Here is a 19,507-nt window from a genome sequence, read left to right on the forward strand (position 1 = left end):
CCAGCTGCGGTTGGGCTTACCGATGCACTGCGGTCAGTTGCCGTCCACCTTGAACTCAAGCTTTCGATCCTGACCTGCCCGCCGAACAATCCGCCGATGCCGAGCGCCCACACTGGCATCGGGTGGCGAGTGTGAGCCAAATTCTGTACGCAAAAAAGCCCCCGGACCGGGCTGTGCCGATGCCGGGGGGCGCGGTGGCGGGCTCATGCCGCGAGGGGTTCGCTCGCCAGCGAGCCGTCGATTCGATCGCGCATGAATGGGTCGGCCGGCGCACCAGCCCCGCACCAGATCGACTCGATCGCTCCGGTCAAACGGTCGAGGTCGCGGCCGAAAGGCAGATGCGAGGACACTACCCGCTCGGGCGCCAGGCCGCGAAGCGCCGCAAGACGCCTCCGGAACCTCGAGTGATCGAGGTCGCCGAGCCACGGCGAATCGATCGCGGACCAGGTGCGCATGCCCTGCTCGAGGGTGTCGTCATCGACCAGGTGCAGACTGTCCGCGGGCGCCGGAAGCACTGCGCCCAGCGCATCCGCGACGAACAGGAGTCCACCTTCCATGTCCATCAGTCCAAGCGTTTCGGGCGCATCGTAGTACGGCGGCCGCAGCGGCATCAGACTGCGCCCCGCCCAGGTAAAGGGCACGCCGGGCTCGAGCAGCTCGATCCGGCTCGTGTCGAATCCCATCAAACCCATTTTTCCGGCCCCGAGAAAGGACGTGAGCACCTTGGCGTTCGGGGCGAGCGACAGGACTTGCGCGAGGTTACCGATGTGGTCTGCATCCGTGTGACTCAGCCAGACCCAGCGGATCTCCTCGGGCGCAATCCGGCTTCGCAAGGCCTCGATCCAGGCTTCGCCGAAGGCCGCGGCGCCTGTATCGATCAGGAGCGGTTCGTCGTCTTCCAGCAACAAGCTGTTGACCGCCAATGTGCCCAGACCAGGGACAGGCAGGATGGCGGGAATCAGTGTCCAGCGTTCGTCGATGCGCCGGGCTTGTTGCACGCGGGGTTGCTCGATGATTTCCATGAAGTGTCTCCGTTGAATTTCACAAAACATTGGTGTTTTGCGAAACAAAATCTAAGACGACTTCCGGCGCTTGTCAATACTTCATTAAACAGATATGTTCATCCAATGAAAGAGAAGCGCAACTACACCCTACGCAAGCGAGCAGCCACGCAAGAGGAAACGCGCACGCGCATCGTCGAAGCGACGATGGCCTTGCATGAAGAACTGGGGCCCCGAGCGACCACCATCAGTGCCATCGCCGAGCGCGCCGGCGTGCAGCGCCTGACGGTGTATCGCCACTTCCCGGACGACACCGCGGTGTTCCAGGCATGCACCTCCCACTGGCTGTCCTTGAACCCGCCGCCCGACCCCGCGCAGTGGTTGAAGATCGAAGACGGCGCGCAACGCGTGCGCGCCGCCCTTTCACGGCTGTACGCCTACTACCGGCGAACCGCGCGGATGTGGGAAGTCTCGTTTCGGGATGTCGCGGACGTCCCGGCGCTCCAGCAGCCGATGCAGGGCGTAAGGGACTACCTTCGGGCGCTGGGAGACGGGCTTTTCGATGGCATGGGCGAAGGCGCACCCGCCCCGGCGCAGGAAGCGACCGTACGCCACGCGCTCGCCTACGCCACCTGGGCGTCCCTGGCCGAACAGGGGCTCGAGGACAGCGCCATGGTCGACCTGGTCCTGTGCTGGATCGACGGCCTCGGTACGGCGAAGAAAGATCCCGCCGCGCCCGGTGACGCCAGATCGCCTGCCGGCGACGACCCGGAACGAATTGAGGAGGAGCCTGGTCCGTCCGCTCCGAAAAGGAAGCCACGACCTCGCCGATGAGGACATGCAGCACCTCGCGCACATGGGCTTCTCGACCGCCCGGCAAGCGCGCGTCCTCGATCGTGTCGCGCACCATCCAGGAGCAGTGAGTCAGGGCGAGGGTCGTGGCTCGCGGGCGAACAGCGCGGCCTGCTCCCGCAGCCAGAGGCGCAGGGCCCGGATGCGGGGGTTGTCCTCCTCGCCGGGGCGGCTCAGCAGGTAATAGGCGAAGTCGGTGCCGCGCCAGGGCAGCAGGGGGCGCAGTTCACGTGCCTGCAGCAGCGGCTGGGCCAGGGACCAGCGCCCGAGGCAGAGCCCCAGTTGTTGGCGGCAGGCATCGAGGGCGAGGCCCGCATCGGTCACGCCGATCGTGCCGGCCTCCTCGACCCCGGCCTCCCGCAGCCAGGGGCGCCAGCCGCTCCAGGGCTCGGTGGCCCGAATGCCGGTATCGTCGAGCAGGGGGGTATCGGCCAGCCAATCAGCGGGGCGACGGTGAGGACGACCGTCGAGCAGTCGGGCGGAGGCCAGCACGGTAACGGCGTCGTCCAGCAGCAGCTCGGTATGCAGCCCCGGATAGTCACCGTCGCCGAAGCGGATGGCCAGATCCGCCTGGCCGGTGCGCAGATCCGTCAGCCGGTCTTCGGCCTTCAGGGTCAGTCTCAGTCCGGGATGACGTGCGAGCAGCCCGGCCAGGCGTGGCAGCAGCCAGTGCCGGCAGAAGCCGTGGGGCAGGGCAAGCACCAGCGGGCCCGCCAGTGGGGGCTGGCTCAGCTCGGTGGTGGCACTGGCGATGATGCCGAAGGCGTCGGCGATCCTGGCCTGGAAGCGGCGCCCGGCCTCGGTCAGGCGCACGCCCCGCGCCAGCCGGATGAACAGTGGCATGCCCAGGGCCTGCTCCAGCTCCTTGATGCGGTGGCTGATGGCGGCGGCGGTCAGATGGAGCTCGCCCGCTGCGGCGCTGAAGCTGTTGAGCCGGGCCGCAGCCTCGAAGGCGCGCAGGGTGTTGAGGGGCGGGGATGCGGGCATCTTTAAGGGTAAATTCGGCTAAGCCTTAGGGCCAAAATATAGCAGTTGTCTTAAAAATGGCTAATGTCAAGATGCGCCTGTCACCACCACAGGAGAGTCATCCATGAACGAGCAGCTTTATCGCCTGGCGGCCTTCAGCACCAGCCCGGCGGGCGGCAATCCCGCCGGCGTCTGGCTGGGCGAGGCCCTGCCCGACGCCGCCGCCATGCAGCGCATCGCCGCCGAGCTCGGTTATTCGGAAACCGCGTTCGTGGCCCCGCTCGACGGAAACGAGCGTCATATCCGCTATTACAGCCCGCTCCGGGAGATCAGCTTCTGCGGCCACGCCACCATCGCCGCCGGCGTGGTGCTGGGCCAGACGGCGGGAGCCGGCCGCTACCGTCTGCAGACGGCGGTGGGCGAGGTGCTGGTCGAGGTGTTTCGGGACGGCGAGCAGTGGCTGGCGGCGCTGACCTCGGTCGAGCCGGAGCAAAGGGCGGTGCCGCCCGGCTGGCTGGAACGGGTGCTCGAGGCGCTGGACTGGCGTCCCGAGGAGCTGGATCCGGCGCTGCCGCCGATGCTGGCCTATGCCGGGGCCTGGCACCTGGTGCTGGCGGCGGGCTCGGCCGCGCGCCTGGCCCGGCTGGACTACGATGTCGCGCGGCTGAAGGCGCTGATGGAGGACGCCGGCCTGGTCACCCTGCAACTGGTATACCGGAAAGACGAGCTGGTGTTTCATGCTCGCAATCCCTTCCCGGTGGGCGGGGTGGTGGAGGATCCAGCCACCGGGGCGGCGGCCGCGGCCCTGGGCGGCTACTTGCGGGCGGCGGGGCTGATGCCGGTGCCGGGCGAGTTGCTGATCCGCCAGGGCGAGGCCATGGGCCGGCCCAGCGAGCTGCGGGTGAGGGTGCCGGCCACGGGCGGCATCCGGGTCAGCGGCGCGGCAGTGGCGCTGTAGCCGGGCCGTCGGCCCGGCGCCGCCATCGTGTGCCCCGGCGCGCATCTCGGCGGCGTCATCCTTGTCGATCAGTCCGCGCCTGACGAAGGTGGAGGGGACACGGGTCCGCACGCGCGGCGCACGTCGGCAAACGCCGCCGCGTCGAGTCCAAGGGCGGCATGAAGGCTGACGCTCGGCGCATCGTCCGGGGCATTGTTTGTATCGGACCCGACTCGAAGACACCGTCGATGACGTAGCAGTGGGAACGTGCGCGCTCGTTCAGCCTTGAGCCGAAATGGTGGATGAAGGCGACCGCCCCGATCCGTGCTGTGACCGGGCAAGCCGGGCGATGCTCGCGCAGCAGCGCTCCACCACGGTCATGCGGCGTGACGGAGGTGCTCGACGAGTTGCACATGCAGGCGTGGATCGCCGCAGGCAACGACTGCGCCGCCGTTCTCGGCGGAGCTGCCGTCCCAGGCGCTCACAGCGCCGCCCGCGCCCTCGATGATGGGAATCAGTGCCTGAATCTCGTAGGGCTGAAGACTGGCCTCGACGATTGCATCCACGAACCGCGCTGCGAGCATGCAGTACGCGTAACAGTCACCGCCATACCGCGTCAGCCGGGCGCGGCTCGCGACTGCGTCGAACGCAGCGCGCTGCTCGGGTGTCTGGAACATGTCGGGCGTCGTGGCCATCAGGACCGCCGACGACAGGCTTTCGCACGACCGCGTCCGCAGCCGGACCCCGTTGGACCAGGCGCCGGCTATCGTGCCGACGTATCGCTCTCCGGTGAAGGGTTGGTTCATCACGCCGAGCACCGGGCCATGTCCGTCGTTGAGGGCGATGAGCGTTCCCCACAACGGAAGTCCGGTGATGAAAGCACGCGTGCCATCGATCGGATTGAGCACCCAGGTCAGCGGACTGCTGCCACCTTGCGCCCCGTCCTCCTCGCCGAGGATGCCGTGCGTCGGGTAGCGGTCTCGGATCAGTTCGCGCATGGCCTGCTCGGCCGCCTTGTCGGCGACGGTGACGGGGTCGAACACCTGGCGGCCCTTGTCCATGACCTCGAGTTGCGATCGGAAATAGGGGCGGATGGCCTCGGCCGAGGCATCGGCCAGTTGTTCTGCGAAGTCCAGGTATTCGGCGAGCTGATCTGCGGTGAGTGGCATCGATTTCGGGCACGGCAGCGGCAGTGCCTTATACGCTCATGTTCGAGCGCGGCGACGACGACGACGCGGGCGCGGGCCAGGAGCTGGCCTTTCGCAGCTACGCGACCTACGACGACCTGGTCAACAACCTCAATCCGTCGGATGTCTTCTCGCCGATCAACATTTCCGGCAACTTCAGCACCAGAGGCCTCATGGCAAGGGTCGGCGGCGAGGAACCGCCCCATCCGGTTCCACTTCCATCGACATTGGCGTTGATCGTGGCGGCAATCCTGGCAGGACCTGTGCGTGCTGCCTTGATGCGCATCGCCTAGCTAGCGCTGGCCGAACACCGGCGCCCGCTTGTCCATGAAGGCCTGCAGGCCTTCGCGGAAGTCGTTCTCGAGGAAGCAGCGGTGAAAGCGATCTCGCTCCGCGAGGAGCCCTTCGGCGAGGCCCGTCTGGGTGCTGCGCACGCTGTCCTTGATGCGGCAGGCGACGGGACTCGAGAACCCGGCGATCTGGCGGGCGATGGCGAGGGCCGTCGACGCGAGATCGGCGTCCGGCACGACGCGCGACACCAGGCCGGCAGCCAGGGCCTCGTGCGCATTCATCGCGCGGCCGGTGAGCAGCAGGTCCATCGCCACGTGCTTGCCCACGACGCGGGCGAGACGCTGGGTGCCGCCGGCCCCTGGCATCGCCGCGAGCGTTATCTCGGGGTGGCAGAAGCGCGCCGATTCGGCGGCGACGACGATGTCGCACATCTCCACCAGCTCGCAGCCGCCGCCGGCGGCAAGCCCGTTTACCGCGACGACGACCGGCTTGCGTGCGTCGGCCACTGACTTTACGCAGCCGGTGAAGGCCTCGGCGACAGCCTCCTCATGCGTGATCCCGGCCATCTCCCGGATGTCGGCGCCAGCGCAGAAGTGCTTGAGGGCGGAGGTGATGAGGATCACCCGCACCCCGGGTGATGCATCGAGCGCCACCACGGCGGCATCGATCTCGTCGCAGAAGGCGCGACTCAGGGCGTTCAGGGCCTCGACCCGCTGGAGCACGATCCGGCCCACGCCCTCCGAAACCGCAACAATCAGACTGGCCATCGTTCTCAACTCCTCGTGTGTCGTCGTGGCGCTAGCGGTCATAGGCGCTGCGCTTGATTATGCAGGCGCCGAACGGCCCTGTTGGCTGCGCGCAGAGCCTTCAAGGCCTACTGCATTGCGGCAATTCACCTAAAGTCTCGGCGTGGTTCGCCGCGAGCAATCCCGGCTTGATGGGCGCGCCCGCCTTTTCGCGAACATGCGGCGGGCCGCGACCATCCCGACCCTGCTGCTGCGCTGATCGGCGCGCGCGCACCGGCCTGGCGGTGCGGACCGAAACGCGCGAGCGTAGGGCTTCTCGGCGGCCCTGATCAATGGGCAGGAGGCTTAGCGCGCCCGTGTTCGGGGGGCCTTCCCGAGGTCTGCCCGTTCAGGCCAGGCCGTCGAATACCCGCCGCACCGCCTCGTCATAGGCCGCCTGGGCGGCGGCGAGCCCGGCCTGATCACGGGCTCCAGCCTGCGGATGGACTGTTCCCAATTCTGCAACGAAGGCGACGATCTGCATGCCCTCACCAGCCCGGCGGCGGTGCGACGAAGCGTTCGGCGAGAAAATCGACCAGCGCGCGCACCTTGGGCGGGACGAACTTGCGCGTCGGGTACAGCGCATAGACACCGAGCGTGACGGACCGAAACGCGGGCATCAGCTCCACAAGCGAGCCGGCTGCCAGATCGTCAGCCACCAGGAATCCAGGCTGCAGGACCACCCCCTGGCCGGCGAGCGCCATCGCGCGGCAGGTGTCGCCGCTGTTGGTATGTACGGCGGGCCTGGTGCGCACGCTCACGCGTCCGTCCGGCCCGTCGAACTGCCATTCGTCGCCGCCAGACCAGTAGCTGTAGGCGATGACCGTGTGACTGGCGAGGTCCGCCGGCACCCGGGGCGTGCCATGGGCCGCCAGGTAAGCGGGGGCGGCGCACAGCAGGATGCGGGTGCGGGCGAGTTGCCGGCAGACGAGGGTGGAGCTGGGCAGGGCGGCGATCCGGATGGCCACATCGAAGCCTTCCTCGAGGAGATCGACGGTACGGTCCGACAGCGTCACGTCGAGCCGCACCTGCGGGTGCAGATCGCGGAACGCGCCCCAAAGCGGCGCAAGGTGCCGGATGCCGAAGGTGACCGGGGCGTTGATGCGCAACAGCCCGCGTGCCGCACCACTGCGCGAATGCAGCTCCGCTTCGGCTTCCTCGAGCCCGGCGAGCAGTTCCCGGCTGCGGGCGTAGAAGCGTTCGCCATCCTCGGTCAGGGACAGGCGTCGAGTGGTGCGGTGAAGCAGGCGCACGCCGAGGCGCGTTTCCAGCTCGCCCACATAGCGCGAGGTGGCCGCCTTGGACAAGCCGAGCGCCTCGGCCGCGCCGACGAAGCTGCCGGCATCGACCACCGCGCAGAACGTCTGCATCTCGACAAATCGGTCCATTGTCGCGATTCCTGGAACAGTCTCTAATCTGAACGGCTGTTTATCTCAACTTCTGCGCCACGTAAAGTGCCGTCCATGGTTAGCGCATCGCAAAAAGACGCAGACCAACACACAGAAAATGACCCCACGGAGAAACACCATGACTCACCCACTGATCAAGCGCCTGCTATCCACCAACGCCGGCTGGGCGGCGCTCGCGCTGCGCATCCCGGTTGGCATCATCTTCGCCGCGCACGGCGCGCAGAAGCTCTTCGGTTGGTTCGGGGGCTACGGCCTCGACGGCACCGGGCAGTGGATGGCCTCGATTGGCCTGGCGCCCGGATATCTGATGGCCTTGCTCGCCGGCAGCGGCGAGTTCTTCGGCGGCCTGTCACTGATCGTCGGCCTGCTGGTGCGCCCGGCAGCGGCGGTGCTCGCGATCGCGATGCTGGTGGCGATCTTCGCCGTGCATATCGGCAACGGCCTGTTCATGAGCAGCAACGGCTACGAATTCGGCCTCGCCCTGCTGGCGGTTGCGGTGTCGCTGATGCTCAGTGGCGCCGGCCGCGCGTCGATCGATGCGGCGCTCAGCCGTAGCGTGGCCAAGGCCTGAGTGCCGGCCTGCGGAACCGGGCCCGCGAGGGCCCGGATCGACACCGGCCGGTCGGCCCAGGCCGTCGCCGCCTGACTGGAGAGCCCTGATGCAAACCTTGCCCACCCTGTTCGTCTCGCACGGCGCGCCCACCTTCGCGCTCGAACCCGGTCGCGCCGGCGCCGGCCTCGCCGCGCTCGGCCGCCGGCTACCGCGTCCGCAGGCGGTGCTGGTGGTGTCGCCGCACTGGATGACGCGTCAGCCCCAGGCGACGCTGTCGCTGCGGCCCGAAACCATCCACGACTTCGGCGGCTTCGATCCGGCCCTCTATACCCTGCGGTACCCGGCCGAAGGCGCTCACCTCGCGGCACACCGTGCCCTCGAACTGCTGCAGGCGGCGGGTCTGTCCGCCACGCCGAATGCCGATCGCGGCCTCGACCATGGTGCCTGGGTGCCCCTGTTGCACCTGTACCCCAAGGCCGACATCCCGGTGTTCCAGGTGTCGCTGCCGGTGTGGCTCGACGCCGACGGCGCCTACCAGTACGGCCGCGCACTTGCGCCGCTGGCCGACGAGGGCGTGCTGATCGTGGGCTCGGGCAGCCTGACCCATAACCTCTACGAGTTCCGCCTCGGCGATCCCCGCGCAGAAGGCTATGCGGCGGAGTTCGCCCACTGGGTGCGCGACGCGGTGCTGGCAGGCGATCACGAGCGGCTACGCCAGGCGCTCGTGATCGCACCGCACGCGCGCCGCGCGCATCCCACCGTCGAGCACTACCTGCCGCTGCTGGTCGCGGCAGGCGCGGCCGCGCAGGCCGTCCCCGCGAGCGTCATCGAAGGTGGCATCGTGCATGGCGTGCTGTCGATGGATTCCTTTCTGTTCGGTGCCGAACGCACCGCGATGCAGGGTGCCGCCACGAACAACGCATTGCCCAACTGAGGCCCGACCAATGTCCGATCAAGATCTCATCGTTCAACACGCTTCGATTCCAGCGGCGCGCTTGATCCTGCTGTTTCACGGTGTGGGCTCGCGCCCCGAGGACCTTGTGCCGCTCGGCCGCATGCTCGCCGAGGTCGACCCGAGCGCCTGGGTGGTCAGCGTGCGCTCACCCGAGCCCAGTGACCTGGGCAGCGGCTGGCAGTGGTTCTCGGTGCGCGGGGTGACCGAGGACAGCCGCCCGGCGCGCATCGCGGCGGCCATGCCGTCGTTCGTGCGCTGTGTGCGCGACTGGCAGGCGAGGGCGGGGGTGGATGCCGCCGCCACCACGCTGATCGGCTTCTCGCAGGGGGCGATCATGGCGCTGGAATCCACCCAACTGCCCGAATCCGTGGCCGCGCGCGTGATCTCGCTCGCCGGCCGTTTTGCCTCGCCACCGCGCGTGGCGCCGGCGCACACGCAGGTGCATCTGCTGCACGGCGAGCAGGATCCGGTGATCGATCCGCGCTACAGCCTGATCGCCGCCAGAACGATGCAGGCGCTCGGTGCGGCCGTCACGGTCGAGCTCTTCCCGAACCTGGGGCATGGCGTGGATGCGCGTGTTGCCGGTCGCGTGAAGGCCTTGGCCGGCTGAGTGGTCCGCCGTGGGCTTGCGCGTGCCGGGCGAACCCACGCCCGAGGCTCACGGGTCCAAGTGCAAGCCTTGCCTGCGCGTGGGCACTGTGGTCACCAGGCGTAAGCGCTTGTGTTCCCCTTGCGCACTCAGCGGTCCAGCTCTGGACACAATCCGACGTAGGGCATGCTGCCGACGTATCGCTCCCAGTTGCCCCGCGAGATGTTCTCCGGCAGGCGCGCACAGGCGTCCTCGATCAGGTCCCGCGGGCGAAGCAGCCATAATCCCACCGCGCCGTTGTCCATCACCGCGGCCAGATAGCGGCCGCCGGGACTGAAGGCGAGGCTGCCCACGCCCCTGGAGGCCTTGAGCTGGGCGACCTCCTGTTGCCGCATCACATCCCAGACGCGCACCATGCCTCCCGTTGCCACCGCGAGGTGGCGTGCGTCCGCGCTGAACCGGCAGTGGCGCTGCCTGCCCGGGTCGTCCAGCATCGCGATGTCCTCTCCAGACACGGTATTGCGCACGCGGATTCCCGATACGCCGGCGTTGATCGCGAGGCGAGCGCCATCGACGCTGAGGCCGCAGACGTCGGCCGCGAACCCGCTTCGATCCTGGCCGATGCGGGCCGAGGCATGCGCCATTGCCGGCAGCGTCCAGGACTGCAGGTTGAGGGGCTCGCCAATGCGTGTCGCCTTGCCCCGCGTGACGGCGATGACCCGCTGCGGCTCGATGGCAAGCGAACCGATGTTCGCATCGAGCGGTTCGGGTAGCGGTGCTGATGCAAGCGCCTGCAAGGAGGCTCCGCCCCAGATCTGGAGCCTGTCTCCACGAGTGACCGCCGCCAGTCGGCCCGCATCGGGGCTCAGCGCGAGCGCCTGCACGACCTCAGGCGCAATGGCGCGCGCGCGTTCGGTGCCGGTGGCGATCTCGAGCAGCCGTATCCGGGTGCCGGATGCAAGCGCCAACGCGCTTCCATCCTCGCTGAAGTGCAGGTGATCGGCCGATCCCAGAGGTGTGCTGACAAGGCTTTGAGCGTCAGACAGCACCAGCCGATGGAGCGTGAAGCCCTCAGCCGACTGCGTGACGACGTTGAGCTGTTCGTCGTCGCCCGAGAAGCCGATCGCCACTGCGCCGGCGAGCCCATCGAGCTGCCTTTCGTCACCGCAGCCGGACGGAAAGGCCAGGACCTCGACGCCCTTGCCGGCACCAATCGACAGCCGCCGGCCAGCGGGGGCAAATGCAGTCACGGGGCTGGTCGTGTCGACGAGTGCCTGCGCGATCTCGCACTGCTGCTCGGCGTCAAGCACGCGGACCAGGGACGCGCTGCCATGCTGCATGACCGTGGCCAGGTAGCGACCGCCAGGCGCGACGGCGATCAGGTAGGACGCGTCCGGCACCGCCAGGTCGTGGATCCGCGATCCATCGGACACCGTCCATACGCCGATGCGCCCCGGACTCCAGCCGTAGCCGATCGCCACATGCCGGCCATCGGGACTGAACAGCGGTTGCCCTGCCTGCGGGGCCTCGGCTGCCAGAGAGCGCCAGGGCGACGCCTCGCCCTTGCTCAGGCCCTCGAGCGACCAGATCAGCGGTTCATCGTCCTCGCCGAGGGCCGCGAGATAGCGACCGTCAGCGCTGAATACAGGCCCGAAAACCGACGGCAGCTTGACGAGCGCCCGCACATCGTCGCCATCGGGCCCCAACTGCCACAGTGTCGCCGCGGGCGGCTCGTAGCGGTTCTGCTCGGGTCGCCACTGCTCCCGGATGACGAGCACGTGTGCGGCACCCGGTGCGAGCGCAACGGCCACGGCGTCGGCCGAGTCCTTGATGCGCGCCTTCAAGGCGTAGCTGCGTGCGTCACGCACGGCGACCCAGCCTCCCGCATGCTTCGGCTCGATCGTTGCCATCGTGCCGCCGTCCGGACTGAGCACAACCTCTCTTGCATCGGTCTCGGCCTTGCCGCCTCCGACGGATTGCGCGTCGTCCAGGTTCCAGACCGTGCTGGCCGACGCTGCTTTGCTGGCGGTGACGATATGGGCTTCGCCCAGGAAGGCCAGCGCGTCGATAGGCGGCGTCTGGTCGTCACCCAGGTGGACGACGCGCTCGGGCAGGCGCGCCAGCCCGGCGCGGAGCACCCGGTCCGCTTCGACGGAGTGCTCGCCCACCGCGTCGACGCGGCGCAAGGCCTCGGCGGCCAGTTGCACACTGAGGTGCAGGCGACTGGGATCGTCGGAGTACTCGAGGGGGGTGTCCCGTATCCGCTCGGCGAGGGCGGCGAGCCGGCGCGACATGGCGATCGCCTCCTGGCGGCCCGATTCCTCGCGCTGAAGCAGGAAGAGCGTGCCCAGCGCAGCTGCAACGATCAGGGCCGCGCTGACGCCGGAGAGCAGCAGGTATCGGCGTCTGACCGCCTGGCGGCGGCTTTCGAGGATGTAGCGGGTCTGCAACTCGGTCGGCGGCGGGGATTTGTTCGGGCCCTCGGTGAGCCATTGCTCGGCCGCCTTCAGATCCGCGCCGCGCAGTGCAAGGCTCGGTTCGCGCGCCTTTCGCTCCCATTCGGTCGAGCGCACCAGCAGGCGGGTGTGTGCCTGTACCCAGTCGAGATCGGTGTCGACCGCAGCGAGCAAGATGTGCAAGGCTTCTTCGAAATCCTTGCCGGTGAAGAACACCCAGTTGAGCCGCGCCAGCGCCGGCGGCGTCTCGCCGGGCTCGACCGCCCGGAAGACGAGGGGGATCAATCGCTTGTTCTGGGCGCTGGCGTGCTCAAGCTCGCGCAGGCAGACCGCGCTTCTGATCGAGTCCGGGCTCAACACGAACGCGACGGCCTCAGCCGCATCGATGGCCGCGTGGATTTCCCTCATCCAGTCGGCCGTTGGCGGGATGCCCTCCCAGTCGACCCATGTCTCACGTCCATGCGCAACGATGCCTGCGTGCAGGCGGCGCACGAAGTCGGTGTCAAGACGCGAATAGGAAATGAAGATGGACATCGTCGCTGTCGGCTGCCGCCCGCCGCGCATCAGCCGGTGATGAAGTTATAGGCGGGCCGGCGGCATGGGGCCAAGCTCGATCTGAGCTCATGGGAAGCTCAGGCGCCGCGTCCACCTGCCCGCGCCTGTGGGATCCGTTCGGTTGGCGCTGCAGTCTGGCCCTGGTGGTGGGGATGAGGCGGTGGCGCCGGCAAGCTGTTGAACCCTGGGACGGTCCGCTGCAAGATGGGAGCCGACTGGCCAACACAAGCAGGCCGTCGGTCGGTCCTTTTTCATGCAGTTCTCAGCGAGCGAGGTAACCATGAAAGTTGAAAGCATCCGCGTTGATTTCAAGCGTCCGCTCTTGATCATGAAGGCCCCGAACGGCTTTGTCGCTTGCGGCTACATCAACGTCGAGACCTGCAACCGAACGGAGGACGCGTGTGCGTTGGTGAATGCCGCAAACTTTGACGACATGAAGGCGGCGTCGATCGTCGCGGTCTCCCAACAAGCGGCGGCACTGGGCATTCGCATCGGCGATTCCGGCGAATCCGCCCTGCTCAAGATGCAGTGAGCAGGGAAGCGCGGTTACCGATCACCCGTTGTTTCACCGGCAGGTTACGGTGCCAGCCCGATCTGGCCTAAATGAACGCAGGAATGCTAAGGGGAGTTGACCATGGTCCAGCGATTTGAAGTCGGTGCGCGCATCTCACAGATGGCCGTGCACAACAACACGGTCTATCTGGCGGGCCAGGTGCCTTCGGATACGAGCCAGGATATTCGTGGGCAGACACGACAGGTACTGGCCAGTATCGACGCGCTGTTGGCGAGCGCCGGTTCGGACAAGTCCAAGATCCTGATGGCGCAGATCTTTCTCGCCGATGTGAAGGATTTCGATGCCATGAACGAGGTCTGGGACGCCTGGGTCGTGGCAGGCCACACACCGCCGAGGGCCACCTTGCTTTCCGGAATGGTCAAGTCGGAGTGGAAGCTGGAGATCGTGGTCACCGCGGCCCTTTAAGCAGTCGGGCTGCCTGCCGGGAGAAGGTCGGGGTGCGCCGATTGGCTTCAGCGAGTTCCTCGATTGCGGGCCTGGGGCGGCTCCGACTTCCTTTGAGGGCGAGGGTTCGGCCAACTTCGCCAATGGCTGAACCTTCGGCGGCACTGTAACTCAGGCCGGCAGCCGGCCGCGTGGCTCACCGAAGTCCATGCTCGTGGGGGCGGGCGAACCGATGGCCACATCGTCGCCCTGCTCGTCGCGTGGCGTTGCCGGATAGATGAGCAACATGTTCATCTCCGGGAAGATGCTTGCCAGGCGACCCGGCAGCAGGCCCATCGCCGGCCGCCAGGCGAGCCCCCCTGGGCGCGCCCCGTACAGCACGAGCGCGTCGCCGGATCCGCCGCTCTCCTTGATCGTGCGCACGAGGTGCGACCAGCGTGCAAGGCCGACGCTTCGCACCTCGCACTGCGGGGCAATGCCCTTGATGCGCTTGACGATGGCGGCTTCGTGCGCGGATTCGGTGAGGATCACCAGGGTGCCATCGAGTTGGCGCGCAAGGCGCTTGATCAGGCGGATCGCGATCGGAAAGCCGGGCTCATGTTGCGCATCCGGCGGGATGGCGACCAGCAGGCGGCTGCAGGTGCTGAGCGGCGCGCGCGGCCTGCTGACGATCAGGTTGTAGTCCCGGTCGCTCAACATGTTCTCGAGCAAGGAGCCGAAGAAGAACTCGGGTGTCGTGGTCCGTTCGCTCCAGCCGATGATCACGTCGGTCCCGCTCAGCTCGCGTCGTGCCTTGAGAATGCCGGCGGCGAGGTTGAGATCGATGCGGGTCGTGGGCTGCGAAGAGACGTCGGCGGCCGAGAGGTGACTGGTGGCGCGCGACAGCACCCTTTCGGCGGCGGCAACCTGCTCGTTCGCACCCTCGCGGTCCTCGACGACGGTCAGCGGAAACACCGGTTGTTGCTGATCCGGCTCACGCAGCATGACCGCCAGATCGAGCAGCGCCTGTTGTGGTGCACGTTCGGACAGACTGACCAGGATGCGCTGCTTCGAGCCGACCTCGGCATCGTCAGACAAGGTGGCCCGCCGCGCGACCTTGCGGCCATAGTGATCCACCTGCCAGGGCGCGATGACGCAGGTCACCAGCATCATCATGATCGCGCCGTTGACGACGGCGTCGTCGAACAGGCCCAGGTCATAGCCGACGATGGTTGCCGCCAGCGTGGCGGCTGCCTGGGCAACACTGAGCCCGAACACCAGGCGTGCCTGATCGCGGCTGTATCCGAGCAGAAACCGGGTGGCCTCGGCAGCGAGCCACTTGGTCAGCATGACGCAGGCGACCATCGTCAGCATGATCAACAAGGCCCTCGCGTCGGCGAAGAACACGCGGACATCGAGCAGCATGCCGACCGAGAGCAGGAAGAAGGGGATGAAGATCGCCTCGCCGGTGAAGTGGATCCGGTTCATCAGCACGCTGCTGTGCGGGATCAGGCGGTTCAGTGCGAGCCCGGCCAGAAAGGCGCCGATGATGGGTTCGGAGCCGGCGAAGTGAGCGAGGCTGGCGCAGCCGAACACGGTCGACAGCACGAAGGCGAACTCCGACACGCCGTTACGTTCGACCTTGCGAAAGAACCAGCGTCCCAGTTTGGGCAGGCCATAGAGCATGGCGGCGATATAGACGATCAGGCTGCCGACCAGGGTGTGCCAGAAGTAGTCGCCGGCATCGCCCTGGGTCGACGCGGCGATGACGGCGAGGACGAGCAGCGCGAGCGTGTCGGTGATGATCGTGCCGCCCACGGCAGTGGTGACCGCCTGATTGCGGGCGATGCCTAGCTGCCGGGTGACCGGGTAGGCCAGCAGGGTGTGGGAGGCGAACAGGCTGGCGAGCAGGATTGCCGCCGGAAGCGGGAAGCCGAGCACGTAATAGCCGAGAAGGGTGCCGATGCCCTGTGGAATCGCGAACGTGAGCAGGCCGAAGACCAGGCTGTGGACGCGGTAACGCTTGAGGACCACCAGGTCGATCTCCAGCGCAGCCGAGAACATGATGTAGAGCAGGCCGACGGTGCCGAACAGGACGAAGGACTGATCGCGGGCGAGGACGCCTAGCGCGTTGGGGCCGAGGATCGCCCCTGCCAGGAGCAGGCCGATCGTGCCCGGCAGCCGCCAGCGCCCCATCACGATGGGGGCGAGCAGGATCAGGAAGGCGACCAGCGCGAAGACCAGGACCGGATCTTCGATCGGAAGGTAGTTCGACATCGTGCACCGCAGCAAGCTCGATCGAGGTTGCATCATAGCGCGTTCGCCGGTCTGCGCACGCTGGGCCATCGCGCTGCCGCGAAGGGCCGGGTCCGGCATCGAAACTTGCCCTCCGTCCCCTGGATAGCGCTATCCTAAGCGCATCTCCCTTCGCTCCAGCTTTCGTGATGAAGAAGCCCAAGACCGCGACCCCGCGCACGCGCGGCGGCAGCACCTTGCAGGACGTGGCCGCGCTGGCCGGTGTCAGTCCGATGACCGCATCGCGGGCGCTGCGTGGCTTCGACAGCGTGGCCCCGGAGCTGGCCGAGCGCGTGCGCGCTGCGGCCGAGCAGCTTCAGTACGTGCCCGATCCGGCGGCACGCGCGCTGGCATCGGCACGCAGTCGGTCGGTGGTGGTGCTGGTGCCGTCGCTGGCGAACACCGTGTTCATCGACCTGCTCGAGGCGGTGCACGAGGTGCTCGCGCCGGCGGGCTATCAGGTCCTGATCGGCAACACCCACTACGCGCGCGACGAAGAAGAGAAGCTGTTGCGCAACTACCTTGCCCATCGGCCGAGCGGCATGCTGATCACCGGCTTCGAGCGCAACGAGGCGGCACGGCGGTTGATCGAGGCGAGCCACGTGCCCTGTGTCTATCTGATGGAGCTGACCGATGCGCCGGGCGTGCATTGCGTCGGCCTGTCGCAGGTGGCGGCCGGCGAGGCCGTGACGCGCCACCTGCTGGGCGGTGGGCGAGGGCGGGTCGGCTTCGTCGCTGCCCAGCTCGATGCGCGCACCATGCAGCGCGCCGAAGGCTATCGGCGGGCGATGCAGGCCGCGGGCTGTTACGACCCGGCGCTCGAGCTGCTGAGCCCGGCGCGCTCCTCGGTCAAGCTGGGCGGGCAGTTGTTCACCGACTACCTGCGGCGTCACCCCGACGTCGAGGCGCTCTTCTTCTGCAACGACGACCTCGCGCAGGGGGCGTTGCTCGAGGCCTTGCGCACCGGCGTGAAGGTGCCCGAACAGCTGCGGGTGGCGGGCTTCAACGACCTGGAGGGGTCGGAATGCACCGTGCCGCGACTCACCACGGTGCGTACCCCACGTGCCGAGATCGGGCGCCGGGCGGCGGCGATGCTGCTGCGCATGATGCGCGGGGAGGCGGTGCCGGTCGCATCCGTGGATGTGGGCTTCGAGCTGGTGTGCAGGGAGAGCGCTTGAGGGGCGCTGCATCGGCGGCTTGAATCGCTAAAAAAAATTCCCTGATGGGCTTGTGGTCGCCGATATGCGGCGTTAGGATAGCGCTACCTCATCGCTGAAGACGCCTCGCTGCTCCCGGCTAGCGGGCTACGAAGCCGTCTGGGGTGCATCCATGAAGTCTGAAAAGTGTTGAAGCCAGAGGAGGCAGCGGGCATGGAAAGCGTTCGTATTGGCGAGATAGCGGTATCTTGCTCTGCAGGTGCATCATGAGAGCCCCGGTTCCCGCCCTCGTGGTGATGGGTGTGTCGGGTTGCGGCAAGAGTGAGCTGGGCAGGGGCGTGGCCGGGCGTTACGGCGCCGCCTTCATCGAGGCCGACGAGTTCCATCCCGCCGAGAACGTGGACAAGATGCGCCGCGGCACTCCGCTTGACGACGCGGACCGCGCCGGCTGGCTGGCGCTGCTCGCGGACAAGCTCCGCGACGCCAGCACGCGCGGTGAGCCGGCCGTCATGGCCTGCTCGGCCCTGAAGGCGAGATATCGCGATCAACTGCGCGCGGCCGCGCCCGGCCTGCGCTTCGTCTTTCTGGAGCTTTCACGCGACGCGGCGGCCGAGCGGGTCGCCAACCGGCCCGGCCACTACATGCCGCCCAGCCTCGTCGACAGCCAGTTTGCCGCGCTCGAGCCGCCTTGCGGCGAGCCCGGGGTGCTGACCGTGGATGCGACTGCGCCGCGCGAGGCGCTCGTCGAGCAGGTCCTCGCCTGGCTCGACCAGGCGCTGACGGAGGAGGTCTGAATGCGAACGATCGGACATTGCCTGCAGCATCTCATCGAGCTGCTGATGGCGCTGATGCTGTCGGTGATGGTCATCGCCGTATTCATGAACGTGGTGCTGCGCTACACCGCGGGCACCGGCTTTGCGAGCTCCGAAGAGCTCGCGCGGCTGCTCTTCGTCTGGCTGGTCTGCCTGGGCGCCATCCTCGCCAGTGCGGAGAATCGTCACCTTGGCTTCGATCTCGTGCAGTCCCGCCTGCCGTGGCGCGCGCGCCAGGCCTGCACCTGGATCACCCGCGTGCTGGTGCTCTATCCCATCCTGTTGCTGATCCAGGGCGCCTACGAGCAGGTCAAGGTCGGCGTCGGCATCTACAGCCCGGTCATGGGTTATCCGCTGGCACTGACTGCGGCCGCCGTGCTGGTGATGGCGGCGGCGATGCTGGGCCTGCTGGCGGTCAATACACTTCGCGGCCTGCGTGAGCAGGCGGACGACAACGCCGGCGAGGATCGTCAAGCATGAGCATCCTGATCTTCCTCGTCGTGCTCTTCGTCGCCATGACGCTGGGTGCGCCCATCGCCTTCGCCCTGATGCTGACCGCGATCGCGCTGATGTGGCAGCTCGACTTCTTCGACGCGCAGCTGCTGGCGCAGAACGTGCTGGCCGGCATCGACAGCTTTCCGCTGCTGGCCGTGCCCTTCTTCGTGCTGGCCGGCGAACTGATGAACGCGGGCGGCCTGTCGCGGCGCATCATCGACCTGGCGCAGGCCTTCTTCGGTCACATTCGCGGTGGCCTTGGACTGGTCGCGATCGGCGCCGCGATCATGCTGGCGAGCATGTCGGGCTCGGCGATTGCCGACACCGCTGCGCTGGCGACGCTGCTGCTGCCGATGATGCGGCGACAGAACTACCCGGAAGGGCCTTCGGCCGGCCTCATCGCGGCGGGCGGCATCATTGCGCCGATCATTCCGCCGTCGATGCCGATGGTCATCTATGGCGTCACCACCGGCACCTCGATCACCAAGCTGTTCCTGGGCGGCATCGTGCCCGGCGTGCTGATGGGCATCGCCCTGATCTTCGCCTGGCGCTGGGTGCAGCGCGGCCAGGATTTCGCGGTGGCGCCGCGCCAGCCGTGGAGCGCGCGGGTGAAGGTGCTCGGCTCCTGCGTGTGGGCGCTGATGCTGCCGGTCATCATCGTCGGCGGCCTGCGCGGCGGCATCTTCACGCCGACCGAGGCGGCCGTGGTCGCCGCGGTGTATGCGCTGTTCGTCGCCACCGTGGTGTATCGCGAGCTCGACTTCAAGCGCTTGTACGACGTGCTGGTCGCCGCCTCGCGCACCACCGCGGTGGTGATGTTCCTGTGCGGGGCGGCGACGGCCTCGGCCTACATGATCACGCTCGCCGACCTGCCCTCGGAGCTCGCCGACTCGCTGGCGCCGGTGATGAGCGATCCGCGTCTGTTCATGGTGGCGGTGGTGGTGTTCCTGCTGCTGTTCGGCATGGTCATGGACCTGACGCCCGCGATCCTGATCCTCGGCCCGGTGCTCGCGCCGCTGGCGGTCAAGGCCGGTGTCGACCCGGTGTATTTCGGCGTCGTGTTCATCCTGACCGGTTCGATCGGCCTGATCACGCCGCCGGTGGGCACCGTGCTCAACGTGGTCTCCGGCGTGGGACGCCTGCGCATGGAGACGGCGGTCACCGGCGTCCTTCCCTTCCTCACCATCTACCTGATCCTGCTCGGCCTGCTGATCGCCTTCCCGGCCATCGTCACCGCGCCGCTTGCCTGGATGTCCTGAGCCACCCCCGCCACCC

At 67.7% G+C, this 19,507-nt stretch carries 20 protein-coding genes; 12 read left to right on the top strand and 8 right to left on the bottom strand.

All coding sequences use genetic code 11. The features are described 5' to 3' along the window. Positions 1 to 203: 203 nt before the first annotated feature. Positions 204 to 1,022, bottom strand: a complete 819-nt coding sequence (locus PLC66_RS05700) for an MBL fold metallo-hydrolase (RefSeq protein ID WP_324538278.1) — start codon at positions 1,020 to 1,022, stop codon at positions 204 to 206. Positions 1,023 to 1,127: 105 nt separating this feature from the next. On the opposite strand from PLC66_RS05700, the gene PLC66_RS05705 reads away from it, so the two are divergent. Then, complete coding sequence (locus PLC66_RS05705; RefSeq protein ID WP_324538279.1) at positions 1,128 to 1,835, top strand: TetR/AcrR family transcriptional regulator; 708 nt, start codon at positions 1,128 to 1,130, stop codon at positions 1,833 to 1,835. A gap of 90 nt (positions 1,836 to 1,925) precedes the next feature. Here PLC66_RS05705 and PLC66_RS05710 read toward each other — a convergent pair whose 3' ends face one another. Continuing rightward, on the bottom strand, positions 1,926 to 2,840 hold the full coding sequence (locus PLC66_RS05710) for a LysR substrate-binding domain-containing protein (RefSeq protein WP_324538280.1): 915 nt from the start codon (positions 2,838 to 2,840) through the stop codon (positions 1,926 to 1,928). A gap of 103 nt (positions 2,841 to 2,943) precedes the next feature. Here PLC66_RS05710 and PLC66_RS05715 point away from each other — a divergent pair, with 103 nt between their 5' ends. After that, entirely contained in the window at positions 2,944 to 3,777 is an 834-nt protein-coding gene (locus PLC66_RS05715) for a PhzF family phenazine biosynthesis protein (RefSeq protein ID WP_324538281.1), read from the top strand. Between the two features lie 356 nt (positions 3,778 to 4,133). Here PLC66_RS05715 and hisN read toward each other — a convergent pair whose 3' ends face one another. Beyond that, a complete protein-coding gene (gene hisN / locus PLC66_RS05720; protein ID WP_324538282.1) occupies positions 4,134 to 4,925 on the bottom strand; it encodes a histidinol-phosphatase in 792 nt (263 codons plus the stop codon). Between hisN and PLC66_RS05725 the strand changes: the two genes are divergently transcribed. Further along, entirely contained in the window at positions 4,919 to 5,236 is a 318-nt protein-coding gene (locus tag PLC66_RS05725) for a hypothetical protein (RefSeq protein WP_324538283.1), read from the top strand. The two genes, hisN and PLC66_RS05725, sit on opposite strands and share 7 nt — an antisense overlap. Here PLC66_RS05725 and PLC66_RS05730 read toward each other — a convergent pair whose 3' ends face one another. From PLC66_RS05730 to PLC66_RS05740, 3 genes are all read right to left on the bottom strand, one after another. Further along, positions 5,237 to 6,001, bottom strand: coding sequence for an enoyl-CoA hydratase-related protein (locus PLC66_RS05730; protein ID WP_324538284.1), 765 nt, complete (start codon positions 5,999 to 6,001; stop codon positions 5,237 to 5,239). It abuts the gene before it with no gap. Positions 6,002 to 6,368: 367 nt separating this feature from the next. After that, positions 6,369 to 6,503 carry a hypothetical protein gene (locus PLC66_RS05735; RefSeq protein ID WP_324538285.1) on the bottom strand — a complete coding sequence of 45 codons (135 nt, stop codon included), beginning with the start codon at positions 6,501 to 6,503 and terminating at the stop codon, positions 6,369 to 6,371. 4 nt (positions 6,504 to 6,507) lie between these two features. After that, a complete protein-coding gene (locus tag PLC66_RS05740; protein WP_324538286.1) occupies positions 6,508 to 7,407 on the bottom strand; it encodes a LysR family transcriptional regulator in 900 nt (299 codons plus the stop codon). Between the two features lie 139 nt (positions 7,408 to 7,546). Here PLC66_RS05740 and PLC66_RS05745 point away from each other — a divergent pair, with 139 nt between their 5' ends. From PLC66_RS05745 to ypfH, 3 genes are all read left to right on the top strand, one after another. Next, positions 7,547 to 7,999 carry a DoxX family protein gene (locus PLC66_RS05745; protein WP_324538287.1) on the top strand — a complete coding sequence of 151 codons (453 nt, stop codon included), beginning with the start codon at positions 7,547 to 7,549 and terminating at the stop codon, positions 7,997 to 7,999. Between the two features lie 88 nt (positions 8,000 to 8,087). Next, positions 8,088 to 8,915 (top strand): dioxygenase family protein, encoded by an 828-nt coding sequence (locus PLC66_RS05750; protein WP_324538288.1) that lies wholly within the window; start codon positions 8,088 to 8,090, stop codon positions 8,913 to 8,915. 10 nt (positions 8,916 to 8,925) lie between these two features. Next, positions 8,926 to 9,546 carry an esterase gene (gene ypfH, locus PLC66_RS05755; RefSeq protein WP_324538289.1) on the top strand — a complete coding sequence of 207 codons (621 nt, stop codon included), beginning with the start codon at positions 8,926 to 8,928 and terminating at the stop codon, positions 9,544 to 9,546. A 128-nt stretch (positions 9,547 to 9,674) separates the two neighbouring features. On the opposite strand, the gene PLC66_RS05760 is transcribed toward ypfH, so the two are convergent. Continuing rightward, on the bottom strand, positions 9,675 to 12,515 hold the full coding sequence (locus tag PLC66_RS05760) for a TIR domain-containing protein (protein ID WP_324538290.1): 2,841 nt from the start codon (positions 12,513 to 12,515) through the stop codon (positions 9,675 to 9,677). 301 nt (positions 12,516 to 12,816) lie between these two features. On the opposite strand from PLC66_RS05760, the gene PLC66_RS05765 reads away from it, so the two are divergent. Together PLC66_RS05765 and PLC66_RS05770 are read left to right on the top strand one after the other, a co-directional pair. Beyond that, positions 12,817 to 13,068 carry a DUF1805 domain-containing protein gene (locus PLC66_RS05765; protein WP_324538291.1) on the top strand — a complete coding sequence of 84 codons (252 nt, stop codon included), beginning with the start codon at positions 12,817 to 12,819 and terminating at the stop codon, positions 13,066 to 13,068. A 102-nt stretch (positions 13,069 to 13,170) separates the two neighbouring features. Then, the gene (locus PLC66_RS05770; protein ID WP_324538292.1) at positions 13,171 to 13,515 is read left to right on the top strand and encodes a RidA family protein; all 345 of its coding nucleotides are present in this window, start codon (positions 13,171 to 13,173) and stop codon (positions 13,513 to 13,515) included. Between the two features lie 150 nt (positions 13,516 to 13,665). On the opposite strand, the gene PLC66_RS05775 is transcribed toward PLC66_RS05770, so the two are convergent. Next, positions 13,666 to 15,750: a cation:proton antiporter gene (locus tag PLC66_RS05775; RefSeq protein ID WP_324538293.1), complete on the bottom strand. Its 2,085-nt coding sequence runs from the start codon at positions 15,748 to 15,750 to the stop codon at positions 13,666 to 13,668. A 167-nt stretch (positions 15,751 to 15,917) separates the two neighbouring features. Here PLC66_RS05775 and gntR point away from each other — a divergent pair, with 167 nt between their 5' ends. The 4 genes from gntR to PLC66_RS05795 all read left to right on the top strand — a co-directional run bounded on the left by gntR (position 15,918) and on the right by PLC66_RS05795 (position 19,491). After that, positions 15,918 to 16,946, top strand: coding sequence for an HTH-type transcriptional regulator GntR (gene gntR / locus PLC66_RS05780; RefSeq protein ID WP_324538294.1), 1,029 nt, complete (start codon positions 15,918 to 15,920; stop codon positions 16,944 to 16,946). A gap of 245 nt (positions 16,947 to 17,191) precedes the next feature. Further along, positions 17,192 to 17,719: a gluconokinase gene (locus PLC66_RS05785; RefSeq protein WP_324538295.1), complete on the top strand. Its 528-nt coding sequence runs from the start codon at positions 17,192 to 17,194 to the stop codon at positions 17,717 to 17,719. Continuing rightward, on the top strand, positions 17,720 to 18,217 hold the full coding sequence (locus PLC66_RS05790) for a TRAP transporter small permease (RefSeq protein WP_324538296.1): 498 nt from the start codon (positions 17,720 to 17,722) through the stop codon (positions 18,215 to 18,217). It abuts the gene before it with no gap. After that, positions 18,214 to 19,491 (top strand): TRAP transporter large permease, encoded by a 1,278-nt coding sequence (locus tag PLC66_RS05795; RefSeq protein ID WP_324538298.1) that lies wholly within the window; start codon positions 18,214 to 18,216, stop codon positions 19,489 to 19,491. The genes PLC66_RS05790 and PLC66_RS05795 overlap by 4 nt, the downstream gene beginning before the upstream one ends. Positions 19,492 to 19,507: the final 16 nt, after the last annotated feature.

The organism is Thauera sp., from assembly GCF_035444905.1.
In the GTDB taxonomy this organism is placed as follows: Bacteria; Pseudomonadota; Gammaproteobacteria; order Burkholderiales; family Rhodocyclaceae; genus Thauera.

Excerpts from the sequence above, each read along its gene's own strand:
- PLC66_RS05750 (WP_324538288.1), top strand. The coding sequence starts at position 8,088 with ATGCAAACCTTGCCCACCCTGTTCGTCTCGCACGGCGCGCCCACCTTC.
- PLC66_RS05795 (WP_324538298.1), top strand. The coding sequence starts at position 18,214 with ATGAGCATCCTGATCTTCCTCGTCGTGCTCTTCGTCGCCATGACGCTG.
- hisN (WP_324538282.1), bottom strand. The coding sequence starts at position 4,925 with ATGCCACTCACCGCAGATCAGCTCGCCGAATACCTGGACTTCGCAGAA.
- ypfH (WP_324538289.1), top strand. The coding sequence starts at position 8,926 with ATGTCCGATCAAGATCTCATCGTTCAACACGCTTCGATTCCAGCGGCG.
- PLC66_RS05760 (WP_324538290.1), bottom strand. The coding sequence starts at position 12,515 with ATGTCCATCTTCATTTCCTATTCGCGTCTTGACACCGACTTCGTGCGC.
- PLC66_RS05745 (WP_324538287.1), top strand. The coding sequence starts at position 7,547 with ATGACTCACCCACTGATCAAGCGCCTGCTATCCACCAACGCCGGCTGG.
- PLC66_RS05715 (WP_324538281.1), top strand. The coding sequence starts at position 2,944 with ATGAACGAGCAGCTTTATCGCCTGGCGGCCTTCAGCACCAGCCCGGCG.
- PLC66_RS05775 (WP_324538293.1), bottom strand. The coding sequence starts at position 15,750 with ATGTCGAACTACCTTCCGATCGAAGATCCGGTCCTGGTCTTCGCGCTG.
- gntR (WP_324538294.1), top strand. The coding sequence starts at position 15,918 with ATGAAGAAGCCCAAGACCGCGACCCCGCGCACGCGCGGCGGCAGCACC.
- PLC66_RS05735 (WP_324538285.1), bottom strand. The coding sequence starts at position 6,503 with ATGCAGATCGTCGCCTTCGTTGCAGAATTGGGAACAGTCCATCCGCAG.
- PLC66_RS05790 (WP_324538296.1), top strand. The coding sequence starts at position 17,720 with ATGCGAACGATCGGACATTGCCTGCAGCATCTCATCGAGCTGCTGATG.
- PLC66_RS05730 (WP_324538284.1), bottom strand. The coding sequence starts at position 6,001 with ATGGCCAGTCTGATTGTTGCGGTTTCGGAGGGCGTGGGCCGGATCGTG.
- PLC66_RS05785 (WP_324538295.1), top strand. The coding sequence starts at position 17,192 with ATGAGAGCCCCGGTTCCCGCCCTCGTGGTGATGGGTGTGTCGGGTTGC.
- PLC66_RS05770 (WP_324538292.1), top strand. The coding sequence starts at position 13,171 with ATGGTCCAGCGATTTGAAGTCGGTGCGCGCATCTCACAGATGGCCGTG.
- PLC66_RS05705 (WP_324538279.1), top strand. The coding sequence starts at position 1,128 with ATGAAAGAGAAGCGCAACTACACCCTACGCAAGCGAGCAGCCACGCAA.
- PLC66_RS05740 (WP_324538286.1), bottom strand. The coding sequence starts at position 7,407 with ATGGACCGATTTGTCGAGATGCAGACGTTCTGCGCGGTGGTCGATGCC.
- PLC66_RS05700 (WP_324538278.1), bottom strand. The coding sequence starts at position 1,022 with ATGGAAATCATCGAGCAACCCCGCGTGCAACAAGCCCGGCGCATCGAC.
- PLC66_RS05710 (WP_324538280.1), bottom strand. The coding sequence starts at position 2,840 with ATGCCCGCATCCCCGCCCCTCAACACCCTGCGCGCCTTCGAGGCTGCG.
- PLC66_RS05765 (WP_324538291.1), top strand. The coding sequence starts at position 12,817 with ATGAAAGTTGAAAGCATCCGCGTTGATTTCAAGCGTCCGCTCTTGATC.